This is a genomic window from Pseudalkalibacillus sp. R45 (assembly GCF_052246725.1).
Taxonomy (GTDB): Bacteria; Bacillota; Bacilli; order Bacillales; family Fictibacillaceae; genus Pseudalkalibacillus.
Map to the genome: position 1 here is coordinate 58,718 of NZ_JBQQCL010000004.1, position 11,946 is coordinate 70,663.

The window sequence follows — 11,946 nt, forward strand, 5'->3', positions numbered from 1 at the left end:
ACCCCACCCGATTCGGATGAGGTTTTGTCTTTAATTCTTACATAAACTCGGAAATCAATTCCTCGAATTGTTTATCATCAATGCTCAAGTCTGCTTTTGATAATGCAGTCTCACTGTAACCATGTGCGAGCTCTTGATAGGATTTCTTATTCTTATCCTGGTAGATTAAACCTTTGACAAGACCATTGTTCTCCATCAGCGTTTGCATCGCAATCATCCGGTTTGAAGAATCATAATTCTCGACATCAGCCAAGCTGACGAGATTTTCTTTGAACCAATCGTACGTATTCACTTTATTGTAAGTAACACAAGGACTGAATACGTTAATAAGCGAGAATCCTTTATGCTGCATTCCTTGTTCGATCAATGAAGTCAATTCCTTCAAGTCACTTGAGAAGCTCTGAGCAACAAAGGTTGCTCCGGCAGTCAAAGCAGTTTCCATGATTGAAATGGAAGACTCAACAGATCCTTCAGGTGTACTCTTCGTCTTGAATCCAAAATCAGAGCGAGGAGACGTTTGCCCCTTCGTCAATCCATAGATCTGGTTATCCATGACGATGTATGTCACATCGATATTACGGCGGATGGCATGGATTGTATGACCCATACCAATTGCAAAGCCATCCCCGTCACCACCAGATGCGATGACAGTCAAATCGCGATTCGCCATTTTCACGCCTTGCGCGATCGGTAATGAACGGCCATGAATCCCATGGAATCCATAAGAATTGATGTAACCCGAAATACGTCCGGAACATCCAATACCAGAAACGACTGCAAGATCATCCGGCTCTAAGCCGATATTAGCTGCCGCACGCTGGATTGCAGCTTGTACTGAGAAATCTCCACAACCTGGACACCAGTTTGGTTTTACTTGGTTACGAAAATCTTTGAATGTTGCCATCTATACCAGCTCCTTGCATTTCGTGTAAATTTCTGAAGGTAGGAATGGGTTCCCGTTGTATTTCAATACGTTGTTGATCTTATCCAGGTTCCCAAGATTCATCTTCATGATATTTGCAAGTTGACCGGTCGAGTTATTTTCAACAACGATAACTTTCTTTGCAGAGTCGACCATTTCCTGCATTTCTTTTGTCGGGAACGGGTGAATCAGGCGTACATGCGCATGGTTGACTTTGATTCCATCTTCCTCCAAGCGAGGCATCATCTCTTCAATTGCTCCGCGCGTAGAGTTGAAACCGACCACGAGGACATCCGCTTCCTCATGTTTCGCATTTTTGTGAATCGGGTTCTGGAACTTCAGATTCTCAAGTTTTCGATTTCGCTTATCCATTTGAGCCTGACGGTTTTCTGCTACTTCAGATGGTTTACCTGTTTGATCATGTTCCACACCAGTTACGTGATGGATTCCATTCTTCATACCAGGGGTTACACGAGGTGATACACCATCTTCAGTGACTTCGTAACGTTTGAAGTACTCTTTCGCTTCAAGCTCTGGTAATTCCTCAGTCTGAAGCTTGCCACGGCGAATTTCTGTCTTACTGTAGTCTAGCGGTTGAACCGTTTGCTTACCAAGTGAAAGCTGCAAATCGGATAACACGATTACAGGACATTGATATTCTTCTGCGATGTTTAATGCTTCTACAGCATCATAGAACGCTTCTCCAGCAGTACTCGGTGCTATTACGACCTTTGGAATCTCGCCATGAGTACCGTAGATCATCGCCATCAAATCAGATTGTTCCTGCTTTGTCGGCAGACCTGTTGAAGGACCGCCACGTTGTGTATCTACGATTACAAGTGGAGTTTCTGTGATACCAGAAAGACCGATTGATTCCATCATAAGCGAAAGTCCAGGTCCTGCTGAGGCAGTGATTGTACGCACTCCTGCATAGTTAGCTCCGATCGCCATCGTCGCTGCTGCGATTTCATCTTCCGTTTGGATGACGGTTCCACCATACTTAGGAAGATGTTTAATCATATATTCCATGATTTCTGATGCTGGTGTAATCGGGTATGCAGACATGAATCGTACGCCACCAACCAAGAAGCCTAAGGAAATCGCATCATTCCCGATCATGAACATACGCTTCTTACCGTCAGCTTTTTCAAGCTGAAGCCGTTCAATAGAGCCACCTGCTTGCTCATTGAAATACTCTGCTCCCTGACGCAGCGCTTCCATGTTCTTCTCGACTACTTTTTCACCTTTACGTCCGTAAACCTCTTGGACGATTTCACGGTATTCTTCTGTAGATTGTCCAAGAATCGCACTTGTTGCACCAATGGCAACCATGTTTTTCATCAAAGAAGTGCCTAATTCATTTGCAATCTCAGTAAATGGAACCGCATACAACTTCGCTTTGCAATCTTCAGGTGCAGTCGGGTTGAATTTTGCGTCTGCAATGATCAATCCTTCTGCGTGCAACTCATGATAGTTTACATCGATCGTTTCCTGATCGAATGCCACCAAGATATCCAAATCATCCGATACCGCACCGATCTCTTTTGTGGAAACACGAATCTTGTTGTTCGTGTGACCTCCTTTGATACGTGACGAAAAGTGACGGTATGTATACAGATAATAACCTAATCGGTTTTGTGCAAGTGAAAAGACCTCACCAGTACTATCGATTCCTTCACCTTGCTGTCCGCCAACTTTCCATGAAAGTTGATCTACCATTTGAAACTCCACCCCTTTTATTGTTCCAATCAATATTTCAATCGTATAGATGTATTTTTTCAACCAAATCATCCGAGTAAAAAACCTCTAAAATTTGGGAAGAAAAATGATTAATAACGTCTACAATAATAGACCTAACACTATAAAAATGCAAGTATTCCACCGAAAAATTCTTCCATTCATTGGACAATTGGAAATTTACTAAAAATTGATCCGGTTATTGAAATTATCAAAGCAGAAACCTCTGACATGTGCTTCAGAGAAATGTTTCTGCAATTCGTTGATCAGCATCTCATAACCGAAATAGGTATCCAAGCCAATTACTGTTTCGGAGATTCCGTCGAAGTCGGACCCAAAACCGATGTTATGCACACCGCCTAATGAAGCGACATAATCGATATGCTTGAGGATTTCAGCGATCCGAACCGGTGAACGGGTTTTCAGGAAATACGGGACGAACGTTATCCCCATCACCGCATCTTTTTCGATCAAAGCGTTGATTTGTCGATCATTAAGATTCCTCGGATGGTTACATAGCTTCTTCACGTTCGAATGTGAAGCAATGACGTAATCTGTCAACTCCATCACATCCCAAAACCCAGCTTCGGCCAGATGAGAGACATCTGTCCATACTTTTTCTTCATCAAGGAGAGAAACAGCTTTTTTCCCCAGGTTTGACAGACCCGATTGCCTTATTTCACGAACGCCATCTGCAAGATCATTGGCGAAGTTCCACGTAAGTCCTACTGAACGAACACCAAGATGAAGCAACGTCCGTAACCTCGAGAGATCATTCGCAATCGGTCCACAGCCCTCCAGTGTGAGCATCACCCCGATATCACCTTCACCAAGTAAAGATATGTCTTCTTTCGTTTGGATAAGCTTCAAATCCGGATATGGCTTTACGATCTTTTCGTAAAAGATGTCAATCATTTCAATAGCAGCCTGAAATCTCGCATCCCCGACAACGTCCTCTGGGACGAAAACGGCGAAACATTGTACCTTCGCTCCCGCTTCTTTTAAACCAGGATAAGAGACTTGGAGATGGTCAGAATCAGAAAATGTCAACTGAGGATCTCGCCATAGCTTCAATAACGCATCACAATGGGCGTCGAATATTTTCATTATGTACCTCCTTAGTAAATGATGAACTTATCCATTGAAACTAGAAAAAACTTGGTCCCATCTGACGAGCAGGTGCCAAGCGAGTTCCATTATTCCATTTTGGACAAGAATCGTACTATACATACAATGATATATGCAATCCTGCTAGATTGAAAACCTTTCTTTCCGCTAACATCATGTTTCTCTAATATTCACTCCCCATCCGCTCCCCACTCATACTAGAAAATGTATTTATCATTAAGGATTCCCGCAGGAGTGTCTCAAGTTCCGCCCAATCAAATACTCTAAAAGAATCAACAATACGCATTGCAAAGCAACATATGCAAAAAGCCTGTTTGTCCATTAGAACAAACAGGCCACACATCATCATCTTGGTTCAACGATCAACTTGATTGCGGTTCTTTCTTCCCCTTCAATCAAGATATCTGTAAATGCAGGGATACAAATGAGGTCAACTCCACTGGGTGCTACAAATCCTCGAGCGATAGCTACTGCTTTCACAGCTTGATTCAAGGCGCCAGCACCGATTGCCTGTATTTCGGCTGCCCCTCTTTCACGGAGGACTCCGGCTAATGCGCCAGCTACAGAATTTGGATTGGACTTTGCTGAAACTTTTAATATTTCCATGATTTGTACCTCCTTATTGATATCCTACCACTTCTACTATATTCACGATGTGAGCTTGTATTCCTTTAAAAGTTCAAAAGCTCTTCCAAGACTATTCTGTGAAAGGATGATCATCGTTGATTTGGATCCTTTTAATCGATTTGGCTCTCCCAGTGTCCCGTTCAAGATCGATTAAGACTCCACTTAACTGTTCCCGCCCGTTTTCGACTTCAAACCTAACTGGTAAATTTGTTAAGAATTTTTTAAGAACAGCTTCTTTACTCATTCCGAGGATTCCATCATAAGGTCCAGTCATTCCGACATCTGAAATGTAAGCTGTACCTCCTGGCAGGACACGGTTATCGGAGGTCTGCACGTGTGTATGTGTCCCTACAACTGCCGATACTTGACCGTCCAAGTACCAGGCAAGTGCTTGTTTTTCACTTGTGGCTTCAGCATGGAAGTCGACAAATATGAAAGGAGTACGTGTTTTGACCTCATTGATTATTTCATCTGCTTTACGGAAGGGACAATCAAGGGGAGGCATGAACGTACGACCTTGAAGATTGACGACAGCTACTTCGATGTCGTTGATTTTCACGAAGGTATATCCTTGTCCAGGTGTCCCTTCTGGAAAGTTAGCTGGACGAACCATTTGCGGAACATCATCAATAAAGTTGAAGATCTCTTTATTGTCCCAGGTGTGGTTCCCCATTGTGATTGCTTGAGCACCCCATTGCTTCAAGTTTTTTGTGATCTTTTCTGTTATTCCACGACCATGAGCGGCGTTTTCTCCGTTAATGATGGTTAATGTAGGTTGATACTTGGTTTTCAATTTTGGAAGGTATGTTTCAACCATTGTTCGGCCAGGTGAACCGACAATGTCACCAATAAATAATATTCTCATTGATTATTACCCTTTCTATTGCAAGATTACTTATTCAGCATTATTTCTTCTAATATGCCACGTTGTGTGGCCAGTGTCCAATTGAAATGACATGCCATTTGATACGGTTTTAGACTTAATTTTAGGATTTTAGACTTATTTCCAGATTTTTAGACTTATCATGGAATTTTTAGACTTGTTTTCAGATTTTTAGACTTATCATGGAATTTTTAGACTTGTTTTCAGATTTTTAGACTTGTTTCTAATTTTTTTAACTTACATTTGGATTTTAGACATAGGGGAGGGCTATGGGAATCAATAAGTGCGAAAAATTAGCCAGGATAAAGAAAACTTGGCAAAGCCAAGCCTTTGGCGCAGGCTGAGCTTTAGCTGCGCTTATATTGAAGAAAGTATTTTATACTTTCTTTAAATGAAATAAATAAATAAATAAAGCGACGTTTCCGCCGCTTTATTTCGCATATTCAACTGCTCTTGTTTCCCGAATGACTGTAACTTTGATATGTCCAGGATAATCGAGTTCATCTTCAATTTTCTTGGTGATGTCCCGAGCCAAACGGTGGGATGCAATATCATCCACCATGTCTGGGCGTACCATGATCCGGATTTCACGTCCAGCTTGGATTGCAAATGATTTCTCGACACCATCGAAGGATTCAGAAATCTCTTCAAGCTTTTCAAGTCGCTTGATGTATGTTTCAAGCGTCTCTCTGCGAGCTCCAGGTCTTGCGGCAGATAAGGCATCTGCAGCGGCGACCAGAACCGCGATGATTGACGTTGGTTCAGTATCTCCATGGTGGGATGCAATACTGTTGATGACAATCGGGTGTTCCTTGTATTTCTGAGCAAGTTCTACACCGATTTCAACGTGACTTCCTTCCACCTCATGGTCGATTGCTTTTCCGATATCATGGAGCAATCCAGCCCGGCGAGCTACGTTTACATCTTCTCCAAGCTCTGCAGCCATCAATCCAGTCAAGTGAGCGACTTCCATTGAGTGCTTAAGGACGTTTTGACCGTAACTTGTACGATACTTCAAGCGTCCCAGGACCTTGATCAGGTCAGGGTGCAAGCCATGTACACCAATCTCAAATGTAGTCTGTTCACCGATTTCCCGGATATACTCGTCAACTTCTCTTCTGGACTTATCCACCATTTCTTCAATTCGTGCAGGATGGATCCGTCCATCGGAAACAAGTTTATCAAGTGCAATTCTTGCAATCTCTCTCCTGATTGGATCAAATCCGGAAAGAATGACCGCTTCAGGTGTATCATCGATTATCAGATCGATTCCCGTCAATGTTTCAAGAGTACGTATATTACGTCCTTCACGACCGATGATTCTACCTTTCATCTCATCGTTCGGCAGATTGACAACGGAAACAGTTGTTTCCGCTACGTGGTCGGCAGCACAACGCTGGATGGCAAGAGATAAAATCTCCTTCGCCTTCTTATCTGCTTCTTCTTTCGCGCGGATTTCACGTTCTTTAATCATAGCTGCAAGCTCATGATCGATTTCCGACTGGGCTTGTTCCATGATCATCTGCTTCGCTTCATCGCGTGAAACTCCAGATAGTCGTTCGAGTTCCAGTTGCTTTTGCTGCAACACCTGCTCCACTTTGCTTTCCATCTCTTCAATTTGTTGTTGTTTTTTGGTGAGAGTATCCTCCCTTTTTTCTAATGATTCCTCTTTCTTATCTAAGGTTTCACTTTTGCGGTCAAGGACCTCTTCTTTTTGTACCAATCGATGTTCTTGTTTTTGAAGTTCTGATCTGCGTTCGCGAATTTCACTTTCAGCTTCTACCCGTTGCTTATGCATCTCATCTTTCGCTTCGAGCAAAGCTTCTTTTTTGCTAGCTTCAGCTTCTCGTTTTCCATCTTCGATAATCTGTTTCGCCGCATGCTCGGCACTAGAAATTTTCGCTTCAGCAATTGATTTACGAACAAGATATCCAACAACTGCAAACACGATTGCAGAGACAAGCAAAATGGAGATGAGGACGATTATATCAATATACATACCAATCACCTCCTCTTGCTATCTAATTGTTGGGTGTAAATTTGAATAGTTTTCCATCAAGCTAGCTATTCACATACAGCGGTTTCATTGTTTAACAATTGTAAAAGTAATCAAACAATATACACTAATTGTATAGTTGTCTATTTTTAATGTCAAGAGCTGTCAATACAGAGTTTAGTTGGCAATGAAAAGTGTTTGGAATGCTCTCTGATTTCTAATGAAAATAAAAGAAGACCCGAAGCGATTCTCCAATCAATCTACGATTAGGAGGATACCTACGGGTCAACTTCCGTCAAATTATCATACTAATGAATCTTGTTCTTCTTTGTCTGAATCTTCTTTTGCAGCCGCTGTTTCCGTATTCAATTGGTAGTATGCGCGGACTTGCTGATAAATTTCGTTTTGGATCGCTTCGTTTTCCTTCAAGAACTGCTTTGCGTTCTCACGTCCTTGACCGAGACGATCACCATTGAATGAGTACCAGGCACCGCTCTTTTGGACAACATCAATTTCAGATCCGATATCAAGGATTTCTCCTTGTCTTGAGATTCCTTCTCCATACATGATATCCACTTCCGCTGTTTTGAACGGAGGTGCGACTTTGTTCTTGACGACCTTGATCCGTGTCTTGTTTCCGACCATGTCGTTACCTTGCTTCAACGTTTCTGCTCTTCGTACTTCCAGACGTACAGATGAGTAGAATTTGAGGGCGCGTCCACCAGGAGTTGTTTCTGGATTTCCGAACATGACGCCGACCTTCTCACGGATTTGGTTGATGAAGATCGCTGTTGTTTTTGATTTGCTGATCGCACCGGACAATTTACGAAGGGCTTGTGACATCAAACGAGCTTGAAGTCCTACGTGCGAGTCACCCATTTCTCCTTCGATTTCTGCTTTCGGTACCAGTGCAGCAACAGAGTCGATGATCAGGATATCGACCGCTCCGCTTCGTACGAGTGCTTCTGCGATCTCTAACGCCTGCTCCCCAGTGTCTGGTTGTGAAAGTAACAATTCATTGATATCCACACCAAGCTTTTCAGCGTAAACCGGGTCAAGAGCATGCTCAGCATCGATGAACGCTGCCTGCCCTCCATTCCGTTGTGCTTCCGCAATCGCATGCAGTGCTACGGTTGTTTTACCGGAAGACTCAGGTCCATAAACTTCGATGATCCTGCCCCGTGGATAGCCACCCACGCCAAGTGCGATATCTACTGCGAGTGATCCGCTTGAAGTTGTAGAAACGCGACTTTCCGTTTGTTCTCCCAACTTCATGACAGATCCTTTACCGAATTGCTTCTCTATTTGTCTTAATGCCATATCTAATGCAGCTTTACGATCACTCATGCAATCACTCCTTAAAATTAACTAACTTCATCATACCTTTTTTCATCTCGTTTGCCAATACTTTTTACGAACATTTATTCGCCTTTTTGCGAAATAGACTGTCCAACAAGTTCCTTTAATAAATAAAACAATCCATAATTGACTGTCCGGGTCCTGACTGCATTCCGATCACCAGCTAAACGAAGGGGATATACATCGGTCCCTTGGGAAGATGCTATTCCGATATAAACGGTTCCAGGAGGTTTGCCCTCCATTTCATTCGGTCCGGCTACTCCGGTAAAACTGATGCCATAATCACTGTTGAATAATTCACGGACATTTTCAGCCATCAATTTCGCACATGTTTCACTGACGGCACCATCGTTATCCAGGACTTCTTCGGGAATCTTCAGTTGATTCTTTTTGATCTCATTCTGATAGCAAATGATCCCGCCCTGCAAAACTTGTCCCGCTCCAGGCTGTTTCGTTAATGCATGTCCGAATAATCCACCCGTTAGACTCTCTGCACATGAAACAGTAAGTTCTTTGTCTTGTAATGTATCGAAAGTTTCATAGGAAAGCGTGGTGTCATTATAACCATAAAAGAAACTGCCGACCCGACCTAAAATCTCCCTCTCGAGTTCATCGATCATCGTTTTACCCTGCTCTTCGGTCTCACATTTGGCAGTCAATCTCAAGGTAACCTCGAAATTACCAGCAAGGGGTGCGATTGTAGGATTCGTCTGGTTTTCAATAAGGTCCATCAAATTCGTCTCGAGTGCCGATTCACCAATCCCATAGAATCGCAGGACGCGTGAAAGGATGCGTTCTACATCTTCACCTCTCACCTGTTGAATGTACGGAATCGCAAAATCAGTAAACATCGGTTTCATTTCCTTTGGTGGGCCAGGTAGGAGTATGTAAGTCTTGTTTTCTTGTTGCAAGGCAATTCCGGGGGCCATCCCGTTATTATTCGGTAATACTGCAGCACCTTCGAACACGAGGGCTTGTCTTCGATTATTCTCAGACATCGGTTGTTGGATTTTCTCATAATAGCCTTCAATGAAATCCATCGCTTCCTTATTTTCAATCAAAGGAAGTCCGAGATGTTCTGCAATCGTTTCTTTCGTGAGGTCATCCTTTGTGGGTCCTAAGCCACCGGTAAAAACCAACAAGTCAGAACGTTTTTCAGCGGTTTTAATCGTAGAAATCAACCGTTGTTTGTTATCCCCGACAACAGTATGGTGGAAAACATTGATGCCTAGATCAGCTAGCTGTTTAGAAATGAATTGGCCGTTCGTATTGGCGATTTGACCCAATAAAAGCTCGGAGCCAATTGCAATGATTTCTGCATTCATAGATTCTGCACCTCTTTTTGAAATTGTATCAGTTACATAAAATACATCTCTGGTAGAACCATTGTTGAAATGAATAAGGCTGACTTCACCTTATTTGTTGAGTCAGCCTTTTCTTTGTCGTTATTTCGACTTTAGCATAATGTGCTTGTTTTTCATAAAATAATCCCATCCGGAGTAGACCGTAATGATTGTTGCTGCCCATAGTGCAATGTCAGCAAAAGGAAATCCAACGATCGTGAACGGAACATTATGAAGTAATAATGCTGCAATTGCAATGATTTGGATCCATGTCTTCAATTTACCCATCTGACTTGCCGCAATGACATCCCCATCACCTGCTGCAATCAACCGTAGTCCTGTGACCGCAAATTCACGGCTAAGAATCAAAATGACCATCCAAGCTGGTGCAAGCTGCAGTTCAACAAGTCCGATCAATGCCGCTGTGATCAGTAACTTATCTGCCAGAGGGTCAAGAAATTTCCCTAGGTTCGTGACCAGGTTCAATTTCCTTGCATAATAACCGTCAATCCAATCTGTACATGATGCAATAATGAAGATAAGTGCAGCGATAAAATGATGTGTCGGTATCTCCCCGTTCATGACTTCAAATGTACCCCAGTCGAATGGAACGAGAAGGAAAACCATGAAAATAGGAATCAACACTACTCTTGATACTGTTATTTTATTTGGTAAGTTCATAACTGCCTCCTGTCGGTTATCGCTCAAGCATGTATATTTTACCACAAACGAAAGAAAAGCAAACAATGAATCATCTTTATGCTTTCTTTAAGTAGAGGCTTGTAATCTACAGTGTTGATTTCTGCAAAAATTCACTCCCTTTCCGCGGGTGATCCGCAAGCCTCCTCGCGAGTTCCTCGCTGGGGGATCTTGCCAGGCTCGCTGTTCCCACAGGAGTGTCGCGAATTTCACTCAATTAAACTCTATACGAATCAACATTATGCTTTAACAGAGCCTAAGTATAAAAAAGGACCGACTCAACATGTCAGTGTTTGCTGGTTGAGTCAATCCATTTGGTTATTGTGCTTCTGTTCCTTTTTGGTACTGGATGACGATTTTCTGATGAGGTCTCTTGGATGGTTCAACTGCGTAGGTGACTGATTCACCATTGACAGTGACTTCTACATGCTGAGTCGCACCGATATTGAATGTTACTTGAGTGAGATCTTTCAGATCGTACGAAAGCGGACCATCCTCTTTTTTGAATATTTTCCCGCCAGGTTGAATGTTTTCACCTGATTCATCCTTCACATCAATATAGGTTTCCCCATTTACTTTCAGCTCGACTTTGAACTCGTCTGTTCCTGATAAGGAATAGGTTTTGATGCTTCCTTCTGAAGATAGTTCCTCTAGCTTTTGCTCTGGGGCTTCTTCTTCAGATTGGGTTTCAGTTTCATTCGTTCCATCATCTTCTGAGCCTTCATTGTCTTCTTCATTATTGTCGTCCGTACCTTCGGTTGTATCTGAGGATTCTTCCGGTGGTTTCTCTCCTTCAGCACTTTCATAATTGTCGACATTATCTTTATTCGGTTCAGAACTGCTGTTGCCACCGTTATTCTGTACTACCCAGTAAAAGGCGATTAATAGAGCGGTTAATAAAACGGCTGTTAATAATAATGGGACGACCTTGGCCAATTTATTATCTTTCGGCACATTTGCTTTAGGTTTTGAGGATCTGGGTGCGAATTCAGTTGGCCCTTCTTTTGAAGCGGGCACTTCACTCGCATGTTCTTCAAAAAGCATATCGGGATCCAGACCGACTGCTTCAGCATAGTTTTTAATGAATGCTCGGGCGTAAAATGCTCCCGGAAGGACGGAGTATTTTCCCTCTTCGATCGCTTGAAGGTACCTCTTCTGAATCTTCGTCTTGTCTTGTAACTCTTCGTATGATAACTGTTTTTCCAACCGCGCTTCTTTCAAGCGCTGACCAAGCTCTGTCATACTTGCTACC

10 protein-coding genes are annotated in these 11,946 nt (G+C 42.7%); all 10 read right to left on the reverse strand.

Annotated features, from left to right (window positions below; translation table 11 throughout):
• Positions 1 to 37: 37 nt before the first annotated feature.
• Complete coding sequence (locus ACTWQL_RS09560) at positions 38 to 904, reverse strand: 2-oxoacid:ferredoxin oxidoreductase subunit beta (RefSeq protein WP_443142229.1); 867 nt, start codon at positions 902 to 904, stop codon at positions 38 to 40.
• On the reverse strand, positions 905 to 2,641 hold the full coding sequence (locus ACTWQL_RS09565; protein ID WP_443142437.1) for a 2-oxoacid:acceptor oxidoreductase subunit alpha: 1,737 nt from the start codon (positions 2,639 to 2,641) through the stop codon (positions 905 to 907).
• Between the two features lie 201 nt (positions 2,642 to 2,842).
• On the reverse strand, positions 2,843 to 3,766 hold the full coding sequence (locus tag ACTWQL_RS09570) for a dipeptidase (RefSeq protein WP_443142230.1): 924 nt from the start codon (positions 3,764 to 3,766) through the stop codon (positions 2,843 to 2,845).
• Positions 3,767 to 4,132: 366 nt separating this feature from the next.
• On the reverse strand, positions 4,133 to 4,393 hold the full coding sequence (spoVS, locus tag ACTWQL_RS09575) for a stage V sporulation protein SpoVS (protein WP_066446403.1): 261 nt from the start codon (positions 4,391 to 4,393) through the stop codon (positions 4,133 to 4,135).
• A gap of 91 nt (positions 4,394 to 4,484) precedes the next feature.
• On the reverse strand, positions 4,485 to 5,279 hold the full coding sequence (locus ACTWQL_RS09580) for a TIGR00282 family metallophosphoesterase (RefSeq protein WP_443142231.1): 795 nt from the start codon (positions 5,277 to 5,279) through the stop codon (positions 4,485 to 4,487).
• 448 nt (positions 5,280 to 5,727) lie between these two features.
• Complete coding sequence (gene rny / locus ACTWQL_RS09585; protein WP_443142232.1) at positions 5,728 to 7,296, reverse strand: ribonuclease Y; 1,569 nt, start codon at positions 7,294 to 7,296, stop codon at positions 5,728 to 5,730.
• 300 nt (positions 7,297 to 7,596) lie between these two features.
• Complete coding sequence (gene recA, locus ACTWQL_RS09590; protein WP_443142233.1) at positions 7,597 to 8,640, reverse strand: recombinase RecA; 1,044 nt, start codon at positions 8,638 to 8,640, stop codon at positions 7,597 to 7,599.
• Positions 8,641 to 8,714: 74 nt separating this feature from the next.
• Positions 8,715 to 9,977 carry a competence/damage-inducible protein A gene (locus ACTWQL_RS09595; protein WP_443142234.1) on the reverse strand — a complete coding sequence of 421 codons (1,263 nt, stop codon included), beginning with the start codon at positions 9,975 to 9,977 and terminating at the stop codon, positions 8,715 to 8,717.
• Positions 9,978 to 10,097: 120 nt separating this feature from the next.
• Entirely contained in the window at positions 10,098 to 10,676 is a 579-nt protein-coding gene (gene pgsA / locus ACTWQL_RS09600) for a CDP-diacylglycerol--glycerol-3-phosphate 3-phosphatidyltransferase (RefSeq protein WP_443142235.1), read from the reverse strand.
• Positions 10,677 to 11,012: 336 nt separating this feature from the next.
• On the reverse strand, positions 11,013 to 11,936 hold the full coding sequence (locus tag ACTWQL_RS09605; RefSeq protein ID WP_443142236.1) for a helix-turn-helix domain-containing protein: 924 nt from the start codon (positions 11,934 to 11,936) through the stop codon (positions 11,013 to 11,015).
• Positions 11,937 to 11,946 lie beyond the last annotated feature (10 nt).

Excerpts from the sequence above, each read along its gene's own strand:
- recA (WP_443142233.1), bottom strand. The coding sequence starts at position 8,640 with ATGAGTGATCGTAAAGCTGCATTAGATATGGCATTAAGACAAATAGAG.
- ACTWQL_RS09595 (WP_443142234.1), bottom strand. The coding sequence starts at position 9,977 with ATGAATGCAGAAATCATTGCAATTGGCTCCGAGCTTTTATTGGGTCAA.
- ACTWQL_RS09605 (WP_443142236.1), bottom strand. The coding sequence starts at position 11,936 with ATGACAGAGCTTGGTCAGCGCTTGAAAGAAGCGCGGTTGGAAAAACAG.
- pgsA (WP_443142235.1), bottom strand. The coding sequence starts at position 10,676 with ATGAACTTACCAAATAAAATAACAGTATCAAGAGTAGTGTTGATTCCT.
- spoVS (WP_066446403.1), bottom strand. The coding sequence starts at position 4,393 with ATGGAAATATTAAAAGTTTCAGCAAAGTCCAATCCAAATTCTGTAGCT.
- ACTWQL_RS09565 (WP_443142437.1), bottom strand. The coding sequence starts at position 2,641 with ATGGTAGATCAACTTTCATGGAAAGTTGGCGGACAGCAAGGTGAAGGA.
- ACTWQL_RS09570 (WP_443142230.1), bottom strand. The coding sequence starts at position 3,766 with ATGAAAATATTCGACGCCCATTGTGATGCGTTATTGAAGCTATGGCGA.
- ACTWQL_RS09560 (WP_443142229.1), bottom strand. The coding sequence starts at position 904 with ATGGCAACATTCAAAGATTTTCGTAACCAAGTAAAACCAAACTGGTGT.
- ACTWQL_RS09580 (WP_443142231.1), bottom strand. The coding sequence starts at position 5,279 with ATGAGAATATTATTTATTGGTGACATTGTCGGTTCACCTGGCCGAACA.
- rny (WP_443142232.1), bottom strand. The coding sequence starts at position 7,296 with ATGTATATTGATATAATCGTCCTCATCTCCATTTTGCTTGTCTCTGCA.